The 22,609-nt window shown below is 63.5% G+C and carries 17 protein-coding genes; 11 read left to right on the forward strand and 6 right to left on the reverse strand.

What is annotated here, in order from left to right; translation table 11 throughout:
* Positions 1-1,476: a xanthine dehydrogenase small subunit gene (gene xdhA, locus AC0C6X_RS19060; protein WP_247958556.1), complete on the reverse strand. Its 1,476-nt coding sequence runs from the start codon at positions 1,474-1,476 to the stop codon at positions 1-3.
* A 105-nt stretch (positions 1,477-1,581) separates the two neighbouring features.
* Positions 1,582-2,358, reverse strand: coding sequence for a 3-hydroxybutyrate dehydrogenase (locus AC0C6X_RS19065; protein WP_173517464.1), 777 nt, complete (start codon positions 2,356-2,358; stop codon positions 1,582-1,584).
* Positions 2,359-2,618: 260 nt separating this feature from the next.
* On the opposite strand from AC0C6X_RS19065, the gene glpK reads away from it, so the two are divergent.
* From glpK to sbmA, 5 genes are all read left to right on the forward strand, one after another.
* Positions 2,619-4,106: a glycerol kinase GlpK gene (gene glpK / locus AC0C6X_RS19070; protein WP_173517463.1), complete on the forward strand. Its 1,488-nt coding sequence runs from the start codon at positions 2,619-2,621 to the stop codon at positions 4,104-4,106.
* Between the two features lie 167 nt (positions 4,107-4,273).
* On the forward strand, positions 4,274-5,329 hold the full coding sequence (locus tag AC0C6X_RS19075; protein WP_472954620.1) for an LLM class flavin-dependent oxidoreductase: 1,056 nt from the start codon (positions 4,274-4,276) through the stop codon (positions 5,327-5,329).
* A 101-nt stretch (positions 5,330-5,430) separates the two neighbouring features.
* The gene (gene map, locus AC0C6X_RS19080) at positions 5,431-6,180 is read left to right on the forward strand and encodes a type I methionyl aminopeptidase (protein ID WP_247958554.1); all 750 of its coding nucleotides are present in this window, start codon (positions 5,431-5,433) and stop codon (positions 6,178-6,180) included.
* Positions 6,181-6,452: 272 nt separating this feature from the next.
* Positions 6,453-7,652 carry an MFS transporter gene (locus AC0C6X_RS19085; RefSeq protein ID WP_472954622.1) on the forward strand — a complete coding sequence of 400 codons (1,200 nt, stop codon included), beginning with the start codon at positions 6,453-6,455 and terminating at the stop codon, positions 7,650-7,652.
* A 207-nt stretch (positions 7,653-7,859) separates the two neighbouring features.
* Entirely contained in the window at positions 7,860-9,119 is a 1,260-nt protein-coding gene (sbmA, locus tag AC0C6X_RS19090) for a peptide antibiotic transporter SbmA (protein WP_173518183.1), read from the forward strand.
* Positions 9,120-9,223: 104 nt separating this feature from the next.
* Here sbmA and AC0C6X_RS19095 read toward each other — a convergent pair whose 3' ends face one another.
* On the reverse strand, positions 9,224-10,231 hold the full coding sequence (locus tag AC0C6X_RS19095) for a polysaccharide deacetylase family protein (protein WP_472954624.1): 1,008 nt from the start codon (positions 10,229-10,231) through the stop codon (positions 9,224-9,226).
* 226 nt (positions 10,232-10,457) lie between these two features.
* Between AC0C6X_RS19095 and AC0C6X_RS19100 the strand changes: the two genes are divergently transcribed.
* The 3 genes from AC0C6X_RS19100 (at position 10,458) to der (ending at position 13,664) form a co-directional block, all read left to right on the forward strand.
* Positions 10,458-11,045, forward strand: a complete 588-nt coding sequence (locus tag AC0C6X_RS19100; protein ID WP_472954626.1) for an NnrU family protein — start codon at positions 10,458-10,460, stop codon at positions 11,043-11,045.
* A 177-nt stretch (positions 11,046-11,222) separates the two neighbouring features.
* Positions 11,223-11,891 carry a tetratricopeptide repeat protein gene (locus tag AC0C6X_RS19105; protein ID WP_173517457.1) on the forward strand — a complete coding sequence of 223 codons (669 nt, stop codon included), beginning with the start codon at positions 11,223-11,225 and terminating at the stop codon, positions 11,889-11,891.
* Positions 11,892-12,230: 339 nt separating this feature from the next.
* Positions 12,231-13,664, forward strand: a complete 1,434-nt coding sequence (der, locus tag AC0C6X_RS19110; protein ID WP_472954629.1) for a ribosome biogenesis GTPase Der — start codon at positions 12,231-12,233, stop codon at positions 13,662-13,664.
* Between the two features lie 18 nt (positions 13,665-13,682).
* Here der and AC0C6X_RS19115 read toward each other — a convergent pair whose 3' ends face one another.
* Positions 13,683-14,600, reverse strand: coding sequence for a sugar kinase (locus tag AC0C6X_RS19115; RefSeq protein ID WP_472954632.1), 918 nt, complete (start codon positions 14,598-14,600; stop codon positions 13,683-13,685).
* A gap of 164 nt (positions 14,601-14,764) precedes the next feature.
* On the opposite strand from AC0C6X_RS19115, the gene bglA reads away from it, so the two are divergent.
* Positions 14,765-16,399: a beta-galactosidase BglA gene (gene bglA, locus AC0C6X_RS19120; protein ID WP_472954634.1), complete on the forward strand. Its 1,635-nt coding sequence runs from the start codon at positions 14,765-14,767 to the stop codon at positions 16,397-16,399.
* A complete protein-coding gene (gene aac(6'), locus AC0C6X_RS19125) occupies positions 16,399-16,863 on the forward strand; it encodes an aminoglycoside 6'-N-acetyltransferase (RefSeq protein WP_173517453.1) in 465 nt (154 codons plus the stop codon). Before bglA ends, aac(6') begins: the two co-directional genes overlap by 1 nt.
* 25 nt (positions 16,864-16,888) lie before the next feature.
* Here aac(6') and ade read toward each other — a convergent pair whose 3' ends face one another.
* Both ade and aptA read right to left on the reverse strand, forming a co-directional pair.
* On the reverse strand, positions 16,889-18,586 hold the full coding sequence (gene ade / locus AC0C6X_RS19130; protein ID WP_472954636.1) for an adenine deaminase: 1,698 nt from the start codon (positions 18,584-18,586) through the stop codon (positions 16,889-16,891).
* A gap of 140 nt (positions 18,587-18,726) precedes the next feature.
* A complete protein-coding gene (aptA, locus tag AC0C6X_RS19135) occupies positions 18,727-20,052 on the reverse strand; it encodes an omega-aminotransferase AptA (RefSeq protein ID WP_173517451.1) in 1,326 nt (441 codons plus the stop codon).
* A gap of 271 nt (positions 20,053-20,323) precedes the next feature.
* On the opposite strand from aptA, the gene AC0C6X_RS19140 reads away from it, so the two are divergent.
* Complete coding sequence (locus AC0C6X_RS19140) at positions 20,324-22,576, forward strand: glycoside hydrolase family 9 protein (protein ID WP_472954637.1); 2,253 nt, start codon at positions 20,324-20,326, stop codon at positions 22,574-22,576.
* The last annotated feature ends 33 nt before the right edge of the window (positions 22,577-22,609 follow it).

A 22,609-nucleotide genomic window follows, 5' to 3' on the forward strand; every position in this document is an offset into this window, starting at 1 on the left:
CTATCTCTCTCCCGTGGCGTAACGCACCAGTTGCGCAGGCTCGCCGCCGCTTTCCAGGAAGAAACGCATCAACAGGTTCTTCGCCGCCAGCATGCGATAGTCGCTGGTGGCACGCCAGTCGGTGAGCGGCTGGTAGTCGGTCTCGAAGGCCGGCTGTGCCGCATGGATCGTTTCCTCGGTCCATGGCTTGCCGATCAGCGCCGATTCCACGGTCGTGGCGCGCTTCGGCGTGGCGGCCATGCCGCCGAAGGCGACACGGGCAGAGCGGACAACGCCATCTTCCACCGATAGGCGGAAGGCGCCGAGCAGGGCGGAGATGTCCTCGTCCCGGCGCTTGGAGACCTTGTAGGCGGCAAAGAGATCCCCGGCCGGCAAGCGCGGCACGAAAATGCTTTCGACGAATTCGCCCGGTTGGCGATCCTGCTTGCCATAGGCGATGAAGAAGAATTCGAGCGGCAGCGTGCGCCGGCCCTTGGTCGAGCGCAGCGTCACGGTGGCATCGAGCACGATCAAGGGCGGCGGGCTGTCGCCGATCGGCGAGCCGTTGGCGATGTTGCCGCCGATCGTGCCCATGTTGCGCACCTGCTCGCCGCCGATCCGGTTGATCAACGGGCCGAAGCCGGGATGGATCTTGGCGAGGGCCGAAAAGGCGGCGGTATAGGTGACGCCGGCACCGATCGTCAGGCCGGCTTCGGTCTCTTCGATGCGCTGCAGTTCGGCGATGCCATTGATGAAGATGACCGGGTTGATCGGCCGCATCTGCTTGGTCACCCAGAGGCCGACATCGGTGCAGCCGGCAGCGACCGTTGCCCCCGGATTGTCGGCGAGTGCGGCGGCCAGGCCGTCGCTGTCCGCCGGCACGATCAGACAGTTTTCGCCCTGGCGAATGGTGATGGTTTCGGCGGGTATCAGCGCCTTGAGCCTCGCGGTGACTGCTTCGCGCTCCCTGGTGATCGGATCGAAGACGGCGGAGGGCCGCGCCTTCGCGGCCGCTTCCGCGGCGCGCACGATCGGCTCGTAGCCAGTGCAGCGACAGAGATTGCCTTGCAGCGTCTTTTCGATATCGGAACGGCTCGGGTCGTCGTTCGCAATCCAGAGGCCATAGAGCGACATGACGAAGCCGGGCGTGCAGAAGCCGCATTGCGAGCCGTGGAAATCGACCATCGCCTGCTGCACCGGATGCAGCGTGCCGTCCTTGCCGGCGAGATGCTCGACCGTGACCACATGCGTCGCCTGCAGCGAGCCGAGGAAGCGGATGCAGGCGTTGACGCTTTCATAGACGAGCGCATCGCCCGCGAGCCGCCCGACCAGCACGGTGCAGGCGCCGCAGTCACCCTCGGCGCAGCCTTCCTTGGTGCCGGTCAGCCGGCGCTCGAGCCGCAAATAGTCGAGCAGGGTCGTGGTCGGCGCGATATCCGAAAGCGAGACCTCGCGGTCGTTGAGGATGAAGCTGATCGTTCCATTCGACTGGGCCATGCCATTCATTCCCTGCGGCTGCATTACCTGAAATCACTTTGATTTTAGGTGGTTATGCAGAAAAGCAAAGGGCCGAAGAAACTTTTGCCTGCTCCAGGGGCGTGCCTATTGCGCCGTCCAGCCGCCGTCCATGGAAACATGGGTGCCGGTGATCTGGGCCGCGTCGTCGCCGGCGAGATAGACGGCGAGGGAGGCGACCTGTTCGACGGTGATGAACTTCTTGGTCGGCTGGCCCTTCAGCATCACGTCGTTGATCACCTGCTGCTCGGTGATGCCGCGGGTGCGCGCCTGATCCGGGATCTGCTTTTCGACGAGCGGCGTCAGCACGTAGCCGGGGCAGATCGAATTTACGGTGATGCCGTTTTCCGCGACTTCGAGCGCCACGGTCTTCGTCAGGCCGAGGACGCCGTGCTTGGCCGCGACATAGGCCGCCTTGAACGGCGAGGCGACGAGGCCATGGGCGGAGGCGATGTTGATGATGCGGCCCCAGCCTTTCGCCTTCATGCCGGGAATGGCGGCGCGGATCGTATGGAAGGAAGAGGAGAGGTTGATCGCAATGATGCGGTCCCATTGCTCGATCGGGAAATCCTCGACTTTCTCCACATATTGAATGCCGGCATTGTTGACGAGGATATCGACGCTGCCGAAGCGCTCGGCGGCCGTCGCGATCAGATCGGCGATCTCGGCCGGCTTCGTCATGTCGGCGCCATGATAGACGACTGTCCCGCTCGTCAGTGCGCCGACGTCGTCGGTCGCTTGTCTGATTTCATCGGGGCTGCCGAAGCCGTTCAACACGATGTTGGCGCCGCCCTTGGCGAAGGCCTTGGCGATCGCAAGCCCGATGCCGCTCGTAGAACCGGTGATGACCGCTGTTTTCGTCATTGCTGCTCTCTCCCTTTGCGGCGCCGCGGACTGCCCTTTGTTGCGGCGCAACAGCGCCAGCCTACGCGTAAAACCGCGGCGCTGACAATTGTGTTTTTTGCCCTCGGCCCCCAGACTTCGTGGCAAGATTGGCGAAGTGGATTGCTTGCGTTTTGTTTTCGTTTGACATTCGTTTTGCCATCGTATTGAAGTTTTCGAAATGACGTCCCGCCCTTGAGGAAGGGCGACGAATACATTTGGGTGCGGCCGGGGAGGGGCATATGGGCGGATATATTCTCGCGATCGATCAGGGTACGACCTCGAGCCGTGCGATCATCTTCGACGGTCGGCAGCGGGTCGTCGGTGCCGGGCAGAAGGAATTCAAGCAGCACTTCCCGAAATCCGGCTGGGTCGAGCACGATCCCGAGGAAATCTGGCAGACGGTCCTTTCGACGGTCCAGGAAGCGATCGCCAAGGCAGGTATAACCGCTGGCGACCTCTCGGGCATCGGCATCACCAACCAGCGCGAGACCGTCGTCGTCTGGGATCGCGAAACCGGCAACCCTATCCACAATGCGATCGTCTGGCAGGACCGCCGCACCGCCGCCTATTGCGACAAGCTCAAGAAGCAGGGGCTTGAAAAGACCTTCGCCAAGAAGACCGGCCTGTTGCTCGATCCCTATTTTTCCGGCACCAAGCTCAACTGGCTGCTGACCAATGTCGAGGGCGCGCAGGCGCGCGCGACCAGGGGCGAGCTCTGCTTCGGCACGATCGACACCTTCCTCATCTGGCGGCTGACCGGTGGCAAATCCTTCGCGACCGACGCCACCAATGCTTCGCGCACGCTTCTTTACAATATCGCCGAGAACGCCTGGGATGACGAGCTGCTGAAGATCCTCGAAGTGCCGCGCGCCATGCTGCCGGAGGTCAAGGACTGCGCTGCCGATTTCGGCGTCACCGATCCGGCGATCTTCGGCGCCGCTATTCCGATCCTCGGCGTTGCCGGCGACCAGCAGGCGGCGACGATCGGCCAGGCCTGCTTCAAGCCGGGCATGCTGAAATCCACCTATGGCACCGGTTGCTTCGCACTGCTCAACACCGGCAAGGACATGGTGCGCTCGAAGAACCGGCTGCTCACCACCATTGCCTACCGGCTCGACGGCGAGACGACCTATGCACTGGAAGGTTCGATCTTCGTCGCCGGTGCTGCCGTGCAATGGCTGCGCGACGGGCTCAAGGTCATCAAGGCCGCACCGGATACCGGTACGCTCGCTGAAAGCGCCGATCCGACGCAGGAGGTCTATCTGGTCCCGGCCTTCACCGGTCTCGGCGCGCCGCACTGGGATCCGGATGCGCGCGGTGCGATCTTCGGCATGACCCGAAACACCGGCCCGGCCGAGTTTGCCCGCGCCGCGCTCGAGGCTGTCTGCTACCAGACGCGCGACCTGCTGGAGGCGATGCACAAGGACTGGCGCAGCAACGGCAAGGAAACGGTGCTGCGCGTCGATGGCGGCATGGTTGCGTCCGACTGGACGATGCAGCGGTTGTCCGATCTGCTCGACGCACCGGTCGATCGCCCCGTCATCCTCGAAACGACCGCGCTCGGCGTCGCCTGGCTCGCCGGCGGCCGCGCCGGCGTCTGGCCGAAACAGGAAGCGTTCGCCCAGTCCTGGGCGCGCGACCGTCGCTTTGAGCCGGCCATGGACGAGAAGACGCGCAAGGCCAAGCTTAGGGGATGGCGCAACGCCGTGAAGCGCACGCTGAACTAACAGCGCGGGCGAGACGCGGTTTTCAGCCGTAACATCCGGTTCTCGCCAATCATCCGACACAGGCTCCATTCATGTTCATCCGGGAAACACAGCGTTTCCCGGATGAACATTTGCTGCTCCTGCGCGCGGCAACTATCTGTTGTCACAACAGAAACAGGACGGGCATCATGGAACTCGGGCTTTATACTTTCGCGGATGTCGATCCGACTGCTGAAGAAAAGGGCAAAGAGGGGCAGCGCCGCCTCAAGAACCTTCTCGAAGAAATCGAGCTCGCCGATCAGGTCGGGCTCGATGTTTTCGGGCTCGGCGAGCATCATCGCCCTGATTATGCGGCCTCCGTACCATCCGTCATTCTGGCTGCCGCCGCCGCCAAGACGAAGAATATCCGGCTGACCAGCGCCGTCACGGTGCTGAGTTCGGACGATCCCGTGCGCGTCTTCCAGCAGTTCTCGACCCTGGACCTGATCTCCAATGGTCGCGCCGAGATCATGGCAGGGCGCGGGTCCTTCATCGAATCCTTCCCGCTCTTCGGCCAGTCGCTCGACGACTACGACCAGCTTTTTGCCGAGAAGCTCGATCTCCTGATGGCTCTGCGCGACAGCGAGAAGGTCAGGTGGTCGGGCGAGATGCGGCCGGCGATCCATGATCGCGGCATCTATCCGCGGCCGCTGCAGGACCCGTTGCCGCTCTGGATCGCCGTTGGCGGCACGCCGCAATCGGTGGCGCGCGCCGGCGCGCTCGGCCTGCCGGTAGCGCTTGCGATCATCGGCGGCGAACCGCGCCGTTTCGCGCCACTCTTCGACCTCTACCGCGAGGCCGCGCGCCGCGCCGGCCAGGATCCGGCCAAACTGAAGACCAGCATCAACGTGCACGGCTTCATCGCCGACACGACCGATCTGGCTGCCGACCAGTTCTACGGGCCGCAGGCGGAAGTGATGAACCGCATCGGCCGCGAGCGCGGCTGGGGACCGACGAACCGGGCGCATTTCGACCAAGCGCGCGGCCCGAGCGGCAACCTCTTCCTCGGCGATCCGGAGAGGGTGGCGGCGAAGATCGTCGAGAACTGGAAAGTCTTCCGCAACGATCGCTTCCTGCTGCAGATGGCGATCGGACCGATGCCGCACGACCAGATCATGCGCGGCATCGAACTTTACGGCACCAAGGTGGCACCGCTGGTGCGCCAGGCAATGGCGGAAGAGAAGGCGGCGGCGCCGGCCGTCTGACCTGCAATGCGGGGTTTCAGGACTCGATTGCCGGCCGTCCCGTTCGGCGCTGGCGTAACGCATGGCGACACGCTACATGTGGGCGCGAAAGCGAGACACGGATGACCCTCAACAACGAAGAAGATTTGCTGCGGCTGAAGGAAATCGGCCGCATCTGCGCCAATGCCCTGCAGGCCATGGGCGAGGCGCTCGAGCCCGGCATCACCACGGCGGAACTGGATGCGATCGGCCGCAAGGTGCTGGAAGAGGCCGGCGCACGCTCGGCGCCGGAGCTCTGCTACAATTTCCCCGGCGCCACCTGCATCAGCGTCAACGAGGAAATCGCCCACGGCATTCCCAGCAGCCGGGTGATCCAGGCGGGCGATCTCGTCAACATCGACGTCTCGGCCGAGAAGGATGGCATCTTCGCCGACACGGGCGCTTCCTTCCCGGTGCCGCCGGTCAGCGTCGCCATCGACAGGCTCTGCCGCGATGGCAAGCGGGCGATGTGGGTCGGCCTCAAACAAGTGCGTCCCGACCAGCCGCTGGCGGCCATCGGCAACGCGATCGGCGACTTCGCCCGCAAGAACCGCTATTCGCTCGTCACCAATCTCGCAAGCCACGGCATCGGCCGCTCGCTGCATGAAGAGCCGACCGAGATCGCCACCTGGCCGGACCCGCGCGAGCGCCGCCGGATGACCGACGGTATGGTCTTCACCGTCGAGCCCTTCCTGTCCATGGGCGCGCAATGGGCCGAAGGCGGCAATGACGACTGGACTCTCTACAGCGATCCGCGGGCGCCGACGGTGCAATACGAGCACACCGTCGTGGTCACCCGCGGCGGGCCGCTGGTGGTGACGCTGCCCGGCTAAAGCAACGCCAGGAAAAGTGCGAAGCGGTTTTCCGTCCGGCGTTGCGTCTACAAGGACAACGCCAGGAAAAGTGCGAAGCGGTTTTCCGTCCGGCGTTGCGTCTTACAAGGACAACGCCAGGAAAAGTGCGGTTTCCCGTCCGGCGTTGCGGGCAGGTTTCGGGGGCGCCGGTCCCTGTAACCCATTGAAGTCGTTCGATCGTTCGATTTCTTCAATAGGTCCTTCAATTATTGTCATTTGTGGGGGCCCTTGTTGCAGTGCAATAAAAGGGCATGACCACGCTCGACAGACCGCTCCAGACCAGCATCTCCGCCACGGCCACTGCAGGCGCTATCGCCATGGCTGTCGCCATGGGCTTTGGCCGTTTCTCCTACACGCCGATCCTGCCGGCGATGATGGCCGATCTCGGCCTCTCACCGGGTGACGCCGGCCTCATCGCCTCGGCCAACTTCGTCGGCTATCTGGCCGGTGCCATTCTCGCTGCCTATGGCTGGGCGCATGGGCATGAGCGGCGGATTGGGCTGGCGGCGCTCATCGCCACGACAGCTCTGCTTGCGGCGATGGGGCTCTCGTCCTCCGTCGCCGTGCTGGCGCTCATCCGCTTCCTGGCCGGCCTTGCCAGCGCCTTTGCCATGATCTTCATCTCCGGCATCGTGCTTGGCCATGGCCTGCTTGCGCAGTCGGAGCATGTGCCCGCCGTCCACTTTGGCGGCGTCGGCCTCGGCATCGCATTTTCCTCGCTCTGCGTCTGGGCAAACCCGCTTGCGGGGCATGCTGACTTGACGACTTCGATGAGCGATTGGTTCACCGGTGCCCTCGTTGGGCTGGTCGGGACCATTTTTGTCGCAGCGCTGCTGCCCGGCGTTCCTTCGTCCGGTGGGGGCACGGTGCGCGAGAAGCCGCTTGCCTGGACACGACCGCTCACGGTGGTGACGTTCACCTATGCACTGTTCGGCTTCGGCTATGTCATCACCGCCACCTTCCTTGTCGCCATGGCGCGGGATCCCAGCGGCGGCCACAGCATCGAGTTTCTCGCCTGGCTGCTGACCGGCCTTGCCGCAGCGCTCTCCGTCCATCTCTGGCGCTTTGCCGTCCCGCGGCTCGGTCTGGCCGGTGTCTACGCGGTCGGCCTTTTGGTCGAGGCAGTAGGCCTGGTGCTGACGGTTGGACTGCCCTTGCCCTATGCGCCGCTTGCCGGCGGGCTGATGCTTGGGGCTACCTTCATGATGATAACCGCCTATGGCCTCCAGATCGGCCGACGGCTCGCGCCGGAAAGCCCGCGCAAGGCGCTCGCCCTGATGACCGCCGCCTTCGGTATCGGCCAGATCATCGGCCCGCTGGTTGCCGGCTGGCTTGCGGAGCGCACCGGCAGCTTCGCCGCGCCGACCTTGATTGCGGCCGTCGTCCTCTTCCTATGCAGCGGCGTCATCCTTGTCGAACTGAAGCGGATTTCAGGGGCGTTGAAGTATTGACCAGCGCCAACGGCGGCCAAAAATCCGTCGCCTGATGCTCGCGTTCGCGATGATGAAATAACAGTAAGGTTTGTATTACCGGATTGTTGACGAAGCCGCTTTGCCGTAGTTTCGGCGCATCGGTGGGCGTATCTCGCGTCAACCTACAACAGTCGATCACGATGGTGGCTGCAAGCCATCGTGAAAAAAAAACGAAAGTGCCGTACCTTGCTCGAATCCTTCTTTCCGAAGCCGAAGCTGTTCTTCCCTTCCGTTGTTCTGTGGTCGCTATTTCTGGTCGCCTTCTGGTACACCGCCGGCGAGCAAATGGGAGCGGTGTTCGGTCTGCCGCCCTTGGCAGGCGAGGCGCCCATCGGTCTTGGGCATTTCTTCACGACGGCGTCAGTTTGGTTCTACATATATTTCACTTCGAGCATGGCGCTGTTCTGCCTGTTCTGGCAGTTTTACGCCGCTGATAATCCGTGGCGGAAATGGTCCGTCTGGGGATCGGCATTTATCGTTTTTACTGTCTATTTCTCCGTCGACATCAGTGTTGCGCTCAACAACTGGCGCCGCCCTACGTTCGATAGGATCGTCGAGGCGCTGAAAGCACCGAACACGGTACAGGCCTCGGAAATATACGGTTACGCGCTCATATTCTTCGAACTGGCCAGCGTTTATATCGTTTCGGCGGTGCTGATCAGCTTTTTCACCAGCCACTACCTGTTCCGCTGGCGAAACGCGATGAACGACTACTACTATGCGAAGTGGTCAAAGGTCCGCCATATCGAGGGTGCCTCCCAGCGTATCCAGGAAGATACGATGCGCTTCGCAACCACCGTCGAAGGGTTGGGCGTCCGGCTGATCGATTCGCTCATGACTTTGATCGCCTTTTTGCCGGTGCTGCACGCACTTTCGGCCAACGTCAAGGAACTGCCGATCGTCGGCGCCGTGCCCTATCCCCTCGTGTTGGCGGCGATTTTCTGGTCGCTTTTCGGCACGGTGCTGCTTGCCGTGGTCGGCGTAAAGCTGCCGGGGCTCGAATTCCGCAACCAGCGCGTCGAGGCTGCTTACCGCAAGGAACTCGTCTACGGCGAAGATCACCCGGACCGTGCGCTCCCCCCGACCGTCACGGAACTATTCAGTAATGTGCGGAAGAACTATTTCCGCCTCTATTTTCATTATATGTATTTCAACGTTGCGCGATATTTCTATCTGCAGACGGATAACATCTTTCCGCTTTTCCTGATGGTTCCGGCAATTGTGGGAGCGACAATCACCTATGGGCTTTTTCAGCAGATCCAGGGTGCGTTCTCGCAGGTGACGAGCTCGTTCCAGTACCTCGTCAATTCTTGGCCGACCGTCATCGAGCTGATTTCCATCTATAAGCGCCTGCGCGCCTTCGAAGCGGCAATCGAAGAGGAGCCGCTGCCGCAGATCGATCAGCAGTTCATCGAGGCCGGCGGAAGGGAAGAGTTGGCGCTCTGACTCGTGCTCGGAGCGCGTCGCGTGACAGCGAGTCGCGCGGCGCGCTCAGTCCCGCGCTGCATATCGGCTGAGGCTATGGAACCGAGCGAGCGATATGTCCCAAGTTAGAAGGCGGAGCGATCCGCCTTCTTTTTTGCCTGCTCGATCATCGGCAAGGCCTGGGCATAACTGACACAGGCAACGTCGGGCTTTCCGCAGACATCCGTCAGCAAACGATCGAGGGCGCGCCAATAGGCGCCGCCATTCATCTCGACGAAGTGAAAGCCGAGCTGCAGGGGAATTCGGTCGCCGCCATATTCGCGGTCGAAGGCCTTCCTGTAGGCCTCGTAGGTGCGCTCCTCGAAGCGCGCGCTGTCCTTCTTGTTCTCGACACCCATGGAGTGGCGAACGAAGAGATTGTAGTCCATGCCGATGACCGGGCGCTGCGACGGTCCCTCGGGGATCAGCGGCAGGCCGAAGCGCGGCAACCCGTCCTTGGCCGTCGGCCAGCCCGGTCCCTTGGTCACCAGGCTGGCGTCATAGGTAAAGCCCGATTCCATCAGGGCCGGCAGCAGACCGTCGCTCAGCGAAAGATAGGGAGCACGGAAACCCTTGACGTCGGCCTTGGCGAACTCGGCCCAGCCCTCGGGCTCCGCCTCTGGCCTGTCCGCCTTCTTCCAGGCGTCGCGGAGCGCAGTGTTGAAGGTCGCGAATTCGCTCTGCCAGTCAGCCTTGCTCCAGCCCTTGCCGTCGAAATGGCCGCAGGCGTGGCTGGCGATATCGTGGCCATCGAGATGGGCCTGCCAGATATGACCGGCGCGAACCGCAATCTCCTCGCGGCTCTGGGCGAAGCCGACATTCGAGCGGCCGGGCTTCTGGCCCGGCGGCCTATAGATCTCCTTGCCGTCGGCCCTGGTCATCAGGAAGGTGCAGGAGAGAAAATAGGTGAAATGCGCGCCGGTGTGCTTCGCCATCGCCAGGCTCTTTTCCCAAAGCGCATTGTCATGGGCGCCGTCGAAAGAGACGATGACGAGCTGCAGGTCGGCGGTGGGGACGGTGGCCGGCGTCGCCGGTTCGGAGCGCGCAAGCGCAGGTACCATGGCAATGGAAAAGGCGAGAGATATACGAATCATGATCAACTGCAGCGAGGAAATTTTCGTCGCAGATGGTTCGAAATTGCGGCAATCCTTTGATCGGGCTGGAAAAAGGACGCCATCAAGGCTACTCCATAGCCACCCGGGCCAGAATCGGTCCAAGGGCGAATGGCATAAAAAATCAAAGAGCTACAGCGACTCAAGCGCGCCTGCCCGGCACGCGGACGCTGTCTTGGTCCGATATCTCGAACAAAGCGGTGGCCCCATGGCGATACTCGTTCTCGGCATCATCATCTTTCTCGGCATGCATCTCATCCGCGTGGTTGCGCCCGGTTTCCGGGCCAGCGTCATCGAGAGCCGCGGCAAGGGAACCTGGATGGGGATTTATGCGATCCTCAGCCTCATCGGCCTCTGTCTGATCATCTACGGCTTCGGCCAGGCCCGCAGTGAAACGGGCATGCTCTACGATCCGCCGGTGTTCCTGCGCCACATTGCGCTTCTGCTGATGCTTTTCGCATTTGTCTCCCTGGCTGCAGGCTTCCTGCCGGCGGGCCGCATTGCGGTGGCGGTGAAGCATCCGCAGATCCTGTCGATCAAGCTCTGGGCCTTCGCGCATCTGCTCGCCAACGGCGAGACATCTTCCGTCCTGCTGTTCGGTTCGTTTCTCGCCTGGGGCGTGATCCTGCGCATCTCGCTGAAGCGCCGCGAGCGGGCAGGGGAGCGCGTGCTGCCGGTGTTCAAGTCATCGACGAACGACGTGTTGGCAATCGTCATCGGTCTGGTCGGCTATGTGCTGTTTACCTGGAAGCTTCACGAGTGGTTGATCGGCGTCGCGCCGGTGGTGATGGGCTAAATCACGTCGGCCCCCTTACAAGCGCCGCAAAATCGGGTAGAAGGCGCAAAATCCATGAGAGCGCGGTGCGTGGGCAAGAACGCATCGCGCGTGCTCGAACAGTTTGAGATCGTGCGCTGTTCCCGTCGATGACGGTCGGGATGGCGCATCAGTGGGCAGGCAAGGCCGGGGCAGTAGATGGCGAACCAAGACGACAGCTTTATCCGCGAGGTCAATGAGGAACTGCGTTCCGACCAGATGAAGAACATCTGGGCGCGCTTCGGCGGTGTCATCGTCGGGATCGCCGTGCTCATCGTCCTCGGAACCATCGGCAAGGTCGGATTCGACTACTGGCAGGAGGGGGCCTCGTCGAAGTCGGGCGACGCCTTCCTGCAGGCGCTCAATCTCGCCAAGGAAAACAAGACGGACGAGGCGCTTGCTGCCTTGAACGCGCTGGAGAAGGACGGCTACGGCGCCTATCCGGTGCTGGCGCGCCTGCGCGCGGCGACGCTTCAGGCCCAGAAGGGCGACACCGATGCGGCGGTAAAGGCATTCTCGGCGATTGGCAGGGACGGCAGCGTACCGGCGGCCATCCAGGACGCGGCGCGGCTGCGTGCCGCCTATCTGCTGGTTGACGTCGGCAGCTACGACCAGGTTTCGGCCGAAGTCGAGCAGCTCGCGACGCCGCAGAACAACATGCGCCATTCGGCGCGCGAAGCGCTCGGGCTTGCGGCCTACAAGGCCGGCGATTACGCCAAGGCAAAGACCTGGTTTCAGCAGATCGTCGACGATCAGCAGAGCCCGCGCAACGTCGCCGGCCGCGCGCAGATGCTGCTCGACGTGATCACTGCCAGTGGCAAGGCCTGACGTTTCGCCCATCCGCCATGTGGATGGGTACAGGGTGCACGACCCTTTCGAATCAGCGCATGATCCCAAAATCGATCTCGATCTTGGGGTTGTGCGCTAAAGCATTTAAAGCAGTTCCAGCAAAAGTGCGTAGCGGTTTTGCGGCCGGAACTGCGAAAGACAGACAAGCAGTTCCAGCAAAAGTGCGCAGCGGTTTTGCGTCCGGCACTGCATGAAGTCATCAGCAGAGCCGTTCCCCTGTGGAACGCTTCGGCGCCACCTCAATGCGGTGGAGAACGAAATTACGAACGCGGCCCGCCCAAATCGGCTGCCGCGCTCCAAGCGGAAACGGATAGATCCATGAGCTTCACCGTCGCCATCATCGGGCGTCCCAATGTCGGCAAGTCCACCTTGTTCAACCGTCTGGTCGGCAAGAAGCTGGCGCTTGTCGACGATACGCCAGGCGTTACCCGCGACCGTCGGCCGGGCGACGCCAAGCTGATCGACCTCAAGTTCCGCATCATCGACACCGCCGGGCTCGAACAGTCGCCGCCCGACAGCCTGCAGGGGCGCATGTGGGCGCAGACGGAAGCCGCGATCGACGAGGCCGATCTCACGCTGTTCCTGATCGACGCCAAGGCCGGCTTGACGCCGGCCGACGAGACATTGGCCGAGATGCTGCGCCGTCGTGGCAAGCCCGTCATTGTCGTCGCCAACAAGTCCGAGGCGCGCGGCTCCGACGGCGGATATTACGACGCTTTCACGCTAGGCCTCGGCGATCCTTGCCCGATTTCGGCCGAGCATGGCGAAGGCATGCTCGACCTGCGCGACGCCATTGTCGCCGCGCTCGGGGAAGAGAGAGCCTTCCCGCCCAGGGAAGACGTGGCGGAGACCGACGTCGATATCCGTCCGGCCGGTGCCGGGGAGGGGGCCGAGGACGAGGAGGCCGAGCCGGCCTATGACGAGACCAAGCCCTTGCGCGTGGCGATCGTCGGCCGTCCGAATGCCGGCAAGTCGACGCTGATCAACCGCTTCCTCGGCGAGGACCGGCTTTTGACCGGACCGGAAGCCGGTATTACCCGCGATTCCATTTCGGTCGAATGGGAATGGCGCGGCCGCACCATCAAGATGTTCGACACGGCCGGCATGCGTCGCAAGGCGAAGGTGCAGGAGAAGCTGGAAAAGCTTTCGGTTGCCGATGCGCTACGCGCGATCCGCTTTGCCGAAACGGTCGTCATCGTCTTCGACGCGACCATCCCCTTCGAGAAGCAGGATCTGCAGATCGTCGATCTCGTGCTGCGCGAGGGCAGGGCGGCAGTGCTCGCCTTCAACAAGTGGGACCTGGTCGAGGACTGGCAGGCGGTGCTTGCCGACCTTCGTGAAAAGACCGAGCGGCTGCTGCCGCAGGCGCGCGGCATCCGCGCCGTGCCGATTTCCGGCCACACCGGCTATGGCCTCGACCGGCTGATGCAGGCGATCATCGAGACGGACAAGACCTGGAATCGCCGCATCTCCACCGCGCGGCTCAACCGGTGGCTGGAATCCCAACAGATCCAGCATCCGCCACCGGCCGTGTCCGGCCGCCGCCTGAAGCTCAAATACATGACGCAGGTGAAGGCCCGCCCGCCGGGCTTCATGATCTCCTGCACGCGCCCCGACGCGCTGCCGGAGTCCTATGTGCGCTACCTGATCAACGGTCTGCGCAACGATTTCGACCTGCCGGGCGTGCCGATCCGCATGCATTTCCGTTCGGGCGACAACCCGTACGAATCGAAGGCAAAGAAGCGGCGCTGAGCAAGGCGAGCCAGCCGATTAAGCCGCAGGCAGCTTTTCCTTGGGGACGAGCGCCCCATGATGGCCGATAACACCGGCCGCCACCGCGGCGGCAAAGGCGGCGGCCTCGGCCGGCTGATCACCGGCGACCAGTCGGCCGACGAAGGCACCGTTGAAACTGTCGCCGGCGCTGGTCGTGTCGACGACAAGTTCGACCGGCGTTGCGGGCACGTGTTGGAGGGGGGCATCCCCGAAGGCGAGCGTCACGCCCTTCTCGCCATCTTTCACGACGACATTGGCGGCGCCGAGACCCTTGTAGCGCGCGATCGTCGCTTCGGTCGATGCGTCGCCGAAATGGGTGACCTCGTCGTCGAAACTCGGCATGACGAGGCTTGCCGCGCGGGCGCCATCGGTCAGCGTCCGGCGCATGCGTTCCGCGTCGTCCCAAAGCCGCGGGCGAATATTGGGGTCGAAGACCACCAGCTTGCCGGCGGCTTTCGCGCGACGCAGCTCCGAAAGCAGCGTCTCCACCGCATCGGGAGCAAGGATCGCCAGGGTGATGCCGGAATAGAGGATGAGGTCGGAGGCCTCTATCGCGCGCCGTAGATGATCGGCATCGTCGGCCAGCAGCTTGGCGGCCGAGTGTGAGCGCCAGTAGGAGAAGCTGCGCTCGCCGTCCTTCAGGTGGATCATATAGAGCCCGGCCGAACGGTTCTCGATCCGGCGCACGGCAGAAGTGTCGATCCCTTTTTCCGCCATGAAGGCCAGCATCTCGTCCGAGACCGTATCGGTGCCGACGGCGGAGCAATAGGCGACGGTCCAGTCGGCAGGCATGAACAGCCGCGCATAGTAGGCGGCGTTGAAGGTGTCGCCGGCATAGCCTTTGCGCAGCAGCCCGCCTTCCGCCTGCATGAGCTCGACCATGCACTCCCCGATCGCAAGCATCTTCCCGGCCAACGACTTTCCTCCTCGCAAGATTTTGCCTGAGACGGGATAAGGGGCTCCGCCGCTCTCGGCAAGCGATTGTTTCCGGTGGCGTACGTGACGAAACAAGTCGGCGTTTACTGATCCGCCGAGCAACGCTACACCTTTGCGGGCGAACCGTCTTCAAGGGGGCATTCATGACGTCTCGGCAGGTATCGGGCGACGATTGGTGGCGCGGCGCGGTGATCTACCAGGTCTATCCGCGCTCCTTCCAGGATACCGACGACGACGGCATCGGCGATCTGAAGGGCGTCACCCGTCGGCTGGCGCATATCGCCTCGCTCGGCGTCGACGCGATCTGGCTGTCGCCTTTCTTCACCTCACCGCAGGCCGACATGGGCTACGACGTATCGGACTATTGCGGCGTCGACCCGATGTTCGGGACGCTCGCCGATTTCGACGAGATGCTTGGCGAGGCCCATCGTCTCGGCCTCAAGGTCATCATCGATCAGGTGATTTCGCATACGTCCGATCGCCATCCCTGGTTCATCGAAAGCCGGTCGGACCGGACGAATCCGAGGGCCGATTGGTATGTCTGGGCGGATCCGAAGCCGGACGGCACGGCGCCCAACAACTGGCTGTCGATCTTCGGCGGGCCTGCCTGGGAATGGGACGGGGTGCGCAAGCAATACTACATGCACAACTTCCTCGGCTCGCAGCCAGACCTCAACTTCCACAATCCCGCAGTCCAGGATGCCGTGCTCGATGCCGCCCGCTTCTGGCTCGATCGCGGCGTCGATGGCTTCCGCCTCGATACCGTGAACTTCTATTTTCACGACCGGCATCTCAGGGACAACCCGCCGCTCGTTCCCGATCCGGACGCAACCAGCAACGATGCGCCTGACGTAAATCCCTACGGCATGCAGGACCATCTCCACGACAAGAGCCAGCCCGAAAACATCGCCTTCCTCCAGCGCTTCCGGGCGCTGCTCGACCGTTACGAGGGGCGCATGACCGTCGGCGAAGTCGGTGATGGCGCCCGCTCGCTGAAGACCGTAGCCGCCTATACCGGCGGCGGCGACAAGCTCAACATGTGCTACACCTTCGATCTGCTCGGTCCGGACTTTACAGCGCGGCATATCCGCCGCTGCGTCGAGAATTTCCAGAAGGTGGTCACCGACGGCTGGGTCTGCTGGGCCTTTTCCAACCATGACGTGACGCGCCATGTCAGCCGCTTCGCCCGGAACGAGGCCGAGCGGGAGAGGGTGGCGCGGCTGGCGATCACGCTGCTTTCCAGCCTGCGCGGGTCGATCTGTCTCTATCAGGGCGAAGAACTGGGGCTTCCGGAGGCGGCGCTTGCCTTCGAGGACCTGCGCGATCCCTATGGCATCCGCTTCTGGCCGTCCTACAAGGGCCGCGACGGGTGCCGCACGCCGATGGTCTGGGAAGAGGCTGCGGCCAATGCCGGCTTCTCCGCTGGCAAGCCCTGGCTGCCGGTGCCGGCTGAACACCGCCGCTTGGCCGTGGACGCGATGGCCGCGGGCGTGGATACGACCCTCGACCACTACCGGGCGACGCTCGCTTTCCGCAATGCACAACCGGTATTGCGTGATGGCGCGATGCGTTTCCTCGACACGAACAGCGACCTCTTGGCCTTCGTTCGCGAAAAGGACGGCGAGCGCCTGCTCTTCGTCTTCAACCTCACTCGCGAGCCGCAGGTGTTCCTGCCGCCCGCTCCGGTGCACCCCCTGGATTTGCCCGGATATCCGGCGCGCCTCGAAGCCGGTAGCATTCAGCTCTCCGGATTGTCGGCCTTCTCAGGGAAATTCTGATGCGCGTCTTGTTGATGGATGGTGAAACCATCGGCCGCTGGATCGAGATGCGTCTGGCACTCTGGCCAGATACGCCGGAAGCGGAGCATCGCGCCGAGGTCGAATCCTCCCTTGCCGAACGCGATCGCTATGCGTCGTTCCTATGCGAGGACGAGGCGGGGGTCGCCGCGGGCTTTGCCGAGGCGTCGATCCGCAGGGACTATGTCAACGGCTGCCAAACCTCGCCCGTGGCCTTTCTCGAAGGGATTTACGTGTTGCCTCGGTATCGCCGCCGTGGCGTGGCGCGTGCGCTGATCACCGCGGTGGAACGCTGGGCGACGAGCCAGGGATGCCAGGAGCTTGCCTCCGACACGGCGACCGACAATCTCAGGAGCCAGAGCCTGCACATGGCTCTCGGCTTCGAAGAGACGGAGCGGGTCGTCTATTTCCGCAAGGAGCTGGCGCCCGCCGCGGCGGACAATTGAGCGCTCCAGCGGCCAGAGGCGGGCCTCAGCCGATCAGCATGAACTTGTCGACGTCGACCAGCCCGCGGTCGGAGATCTTCAGGTGCGGGATGACCGGCAGCGGCAGGAAGGCGAGCTGCAGGAAGGGCTCTTCCAGCGTGGCTCCGAGCGCGAAGGCGGCGTGTCTCAGGTGGTGCAGGGTATCGCGCACGGACTCGTAGGGCTCCAGGCTCATCAGGCCCGCGACCGGCAGCGCGATCTCGCCGGTCACCTTGCCGTCTTCGACGACGACGAAACCGCCCTTGATTTCGCCGAGCCGGTTGGCGGCGATCGCCATGTCCTCGTCGTTGACGCCGACGACGCAGATATTGTGGCTGTCATGGCCGACGGTCGAGGCGATTGCGCCCTTCTTCAGCCCGAAACCCTGGACGAAGCCGTTGGCGTGATTGCCGTTGACGCCGTGGCGTTCGATGACGGCCACCTTGATGATGTCGCGACCGAGGTCGATGCCGGTCTGGTTGCCGACGGCCGGCAGGCGGTAGCGGCGGTGTTCGGTGATGATCTTGCCGGGGAGCACGCCGATGACCGAACTGTCGCCATCGGTCACGGGGATGCCGAAGGCGCTGGCATGAACCTGGCCGGCCTTGACGCTGTCGAGCCCAACGGGCGCAACCGGATTGCGAGTGGCAAAGAGCGCGTCCGTGACGCGCCTTCCGCCTGAGAACACCATCTCGGCTTTGCAGTTTTCCAGGCTGTCGACGACCACGAGATCCGCGCGCCAGCCGGGGGCGACAAGGCCGCGGTCGGAGAGCCCGAAGGCGCGGGCGGCCGAGATCGAGGCGGCGCGATAGATCGCCAGCGGCTCGACGCCGGCGGCGATGGCCGTGCGGATCATGTGGTCGAGATGGCCCTGCTCGGCGATATCGAGCGGATTGCGATCGTCGGTGCAGAGTGCCAGATGCGGTGACAGGCGTTCGGTGATGATCGGCATCAGCGCATTGAGGTCCTTCGAGACCGAACCCTCGCGCACGAGGATGTGCATGCCCTTGCGGATCTTCTCCATGGCTTCTTCGGCACTGGTGCATTCGTGGTCGGTGCGGATGCCGGCGGCGAGATAGCCGTTCAGATCCTTGTCGGAGAGCAACGGCGCGTGGCCATCGATATGGCCGTTCTGGAAGGCGTCAAGCTTGGCGAGACAGACGGGATCCTTGTGGACGACGCCGGGGAAGTTCATGAACTCGGCGAGGCCGATGACCTTGGGATGATGGCGGAAGGGCAAGAGCCTTTCGATCGGCAGGTCGGCGCCCGACGTTTCCAGGTGCGTTGCCGGCACGCAGGAGGAGAGCTGGACACGGATATCCATGATCGTTTCCTGGGCCGAATCCAGGAAGAACTGAATGCCCTCGGTGCCGAGCACGTTGGCAATTTCGTGCGGATCGCAGACGACGGTGGTGATGCCGAGCGGCAGGACGCAGCGGTCGAACTCGTGCGGCGTGACGAGCGAGGATTCGATGTGCAGATGCGTGTCGATGAAGCCGGGTACGACGATGCGGCCGGTGATGTCGATCTCCTCGCGCCCCTCGTAGCTCCCGAAGGTGCCGACGATGCGGTCGCCGGAGATCGCAATGTCGGAGGCGACCAGCTCGCCGGTCACGAGATCGAAGAAGCGCCCGCCCTTCAAAACGATATCGGCCGGTTCGCGTCCGACGCCCTGATCGATATAGCGTTCCAGCGCTTCGGACATGGGGCAACTCCAGTTCTTGTGTGAATCGAGCCACCGGTCTGGCTTCCGTAGCGACCGTGCTTCGGCTCCGCGTGGCAGATAAGAGTAACCCTCTCCCCGTCGCCGGGGAAAGGGTCATTGATGGTCGGCGCGAGGCCGGATCAGATGTTGTTGTTGAGAACGGCGCGCAGCTTGCCGAACAGCTCGTCGATCTGGGTCTTGCTGATGATCAGCGGCGGCGACAGCGCGATGATATCGCCGGTGGTGCGGATCAGCAGGCCGCTCTCATAGGCCTTCAGGAAGGCGGAGAAGGCGCGCTTGGTCGGCTCGCCCGCGATCGGCTGGAGCTCGATCGCACCGATCAGGCCGAGATTGCGGATGTCGATGACATTTGGGCAATCTCTCAGCGAGTGCAGCCCGTCTTCCCAGTAGGGGGCGAGCTCGGCAGCGCGCGTCAGCAAGCCTTCTTCCTTGTAGGTATCGAGCGTGCCGAGGGCGGCGGCCGAGGCGATCGGGTTACCGGAATAGGTGTAACCGTGGAAGAACTCGATCATGTGCTCCGGACCGTTCATGAAGGCATCATGGATCTCGGAGGTGACGAAGACCGCGCCCATCGGGATGACGCCGTTGGTCAGGCCCTTGGCGGTGGTGATGATGTCGGGCTTCACGTCGAAATACTGTGCGGCAAAAGGCGTGCCGAGGCGGCCGAAACCGGTGATGACTTCATCGAAGATCAACAGGATGCCGTGCTTGGTGCAGATGTCGCGGAGCTTCTGCAGGTAGCCCTTCGGTGGGATCAGCACGCCGGTGGAGCCGGCCACCGGCTCGACGATCACGGCGGCGATGGTGGAGGCGTCATGCAGGGTCACGATGCGCTCGAGCTCGGTGGCGATGTCGCCGCCATGTTCCGGCTCGCCGCGGGTAAAGGAATTCTGGGCGGGCAGATGGGTGTGCGGCATGTGGTCGACGCCAGTGAGCAGCGTACCGAACATCTTGCGGTTGGAGACGATGCCGCCGACCGAGACGCCACCGAAGTTGACGCCGTGATAGCCGCGCTCGCGGCCGATCAGCCGGAAGCGCGAGCCGTCGCCCTTGGCGCGGTGATAGGCGAGCGCCACCTTCAGCGCCGTATCGACCGATTCCGAGCCGGAATTGGTGTAGAGGACGTGGTTCATGCCTTCAGGCGCGATGTCGACCAGGCGGTTCGCAAGCTCGAAGGCCTTGGGGTGGCCGAGTTGGAAGGCCGGCGCATAATCGAGCTCGCCCGCCTGTTCGCGAATCGCCTCGGTAATCTTCGGGCGACAATGGCCGGCGTTTACGCACCACAGACCCGCCGTCCCGTCCAGAACCGTACGACCGTCATGGGTCGTGTAGTACATATCCTTGGCGCCGACGAACAGGCGCGGTTCCTTCTTGAACTGCCGGTTCGCGGTGAACGGCATCCAGAAGGCGCGCAGATCGTTCGGGGTGTTGAGACGGTTCGACATTCCAGTTCTCCTCGGTCCGTTTTTCGTCAGGCGCTCGCCGCCCGCATTTTTTACCCTTTGGTCAAACTATCAGCGCCCCGGGAGGCGTCAAGCCTTGGAAGCCCCCCACAGAGAGCCTTCGGGGTGGCGAATTTTTGTCTCGGGGCTGGATATTTTCTCTAGCTTAACTTGTTTGCGTCAACGCTGCGTTGCCATGCCTTGCCGGGTCCATGGCCGCCTGTGAATGGGTCTTCGCGCCTGCGGCCCGGCTGAGCCACTTGGGAGCTTGGACGTGTCTCGGTTCGGGATAGTACACGCGGCAATTGCCGCGCTCTTCCTGCCTGCCCCGGCTGCTGCTGCCGAACTGATCGCCGACGGTCGCTTCGAAAAGGGGCAGGACGCGTTCTGGGCGAGCGACGGATTGACGCTCGAGCGAGAGAGCGGGCAGCTCTGTGTCGAGACCCGGGGCGGAGGAGAGGTCTGGAGCCAGATCATCGGCGTCAATGGATTGAAGCTGGTGCCGGGACATGTCTATCGCCTCTCGGCTAAAGTTATCGCCCAGCCGGCGCGCGCGATCCTGGCAAGAGTTCAGCGAGCTGCAGATCCCTGGACTGCCGTTGCCGAATTTACGATGCCGGGGTCACCCGGTGGCACCTCGTTCCCGGTCGACTTTGAGGCAAGAGTACCGGAAGAGGCGCAGTTTGTGATGCCGCTCGGGGGTGGAGTGGCCGGCCGCCTCTGTCTTGACGACGTATCGTTGGTCGTGACCGGCGCCGTCCTGCCGATGGCAAGGCGAGCGACCGAGGGACCTGCCATTCGCGTCAACCAGTTCGGCTACTTCATCAGCGGACCGAAGCGCGCGACCGTCGTTGCCAATACGAAGCGGCCGATGGATTTCCAATTGCTCGATGCCAAGGGCGACGTCGTCGGCAAGGGCCGGACACAACCAAGCGGATTCGATCCGATGGCGGGCGTCGAAACCCAGGTCGCGGATTTCTCATTCTTCGCAACGGCTGGAGACGGCTATCGTCTGGTGGCCGGCGACTGGGCGAGCGATCGTTTTTCGATCGGCGATGATCTCTATCACCGCCTGCGCGTCGATGCCCTGTCCTGGTTCTATCCGCAGCGAAGCGGCGTCGAGATCAAGGCGGCGATTGCCGGCAAGGCCTACGCCCGCTCTGCCGGCCATATAGGCGTGGCGCCGAACCAGGGCGACAAGGCGGTCGCATGCCTCAATGGCAAGCGAGCCGAAGCGCTCTACGGCGGCTGGTCCTGTTCCTATCGGCTGGACGTTTCCGGCGGCTGGTACGACGCCGGCGACCACGGCAAATACGCCGTGACCGGCGCTTTGTCGGCGGCGCAACTGCTTGCCGCCTACGAGCGCGGCCGCGTCTATGCCACGGGGTCCCCGGTGACCCACGACGGTCTCTCGCGCATTCCCGAAAACGGCAACGGCATGCCCGACATTCTCGACGAGGCGCGGTGGGAGCTCGAGTTCCTGTTGCGCATGATGGTGCCGGATGGCCAGCCGCTCGCGGGAATGGTGCACCACAAGGTCCATGACATCGCCTGGACCGCGGTGCCGATGCTGCCCGGCGACGACCCGCAGCCGCGGGCGCTTCACCGTCCGTCGACTGCCGCAACGCTCGACGTCGCAGCCGTCGCGGCTCAGGGCGCCCGGCTTTTCGCCGGTCCGGATCCGACGTTCTCGGCGCGGTTGCTTGCGGCCGCACGCAAGGCCTGGGTGGCGGCCAATGCCAATCCGACACTCTTCGCGCCAAGATCGGACGGACTTGCCGGCGGCGGCGACTACGACGACGACAGCATTTCTGACGAGTTCTTCTGGGCGGCGGCCGAGCTCTATCTGACGACCGGTGACGACGCCTATCTCGACGTGCTGCGGGCGTCGCCGCTTTGGGCGGCCGATACGCTTTCTCCCGGCGGCGCCTTCGACTGGCGCAACGTCGCAGGCTTTGCACGGCTGCAACTGGCCCTTTATGGCACCCGGTTGCCGGACGGCGACCGTGACGCGATCAGGAACTCGGTGCTTTCGGCAGCGCGCCACTTCCTGTCGCTGCAACAGACAGAGCCTTTCGGTGTCGTCTACCGACCCGAGGACCGGCGTTACGGCTGGGGATCGAACCAGCTGATGCTGCAGAACATCATCGTGCTCGCGGCCGCTTTCGATCTCTCCGGCGAGAAGGCCTTTCTCGACGGTGCGCGCGAGGGCATGGATTACATTCTCGGCCGCAATGCGTTGGCCCTAGCCTATATCACCGGCTACGGCACGCGCGCGGCCAAGAACCAGCACAGTCGCTGGTACGCGCACCAGCGCGACCCGCAGCTGCCGAACCCGCCGGCTGGCTCTCTCGCCGGCGGCCCCAACTCCACCCTTGTCGATGACGTCGCACGGCAGCGCTTGAAGGGCTGCGCGCCGCAGACCTGCTATGCCGATGATATCGAAGCCTATGGATCCAATGAAATCGCCATCAACTGGAATGCGCCGCTCGTCTATGTCGCGTCGTTCCTCGCCGATGCGCGCTAGGAGAGTGAAAGCGTGACCGGAATAGCCTTCGTC

It is taken from the genome of Ensifer sp. VA4, from assembly GCF_055710065.1.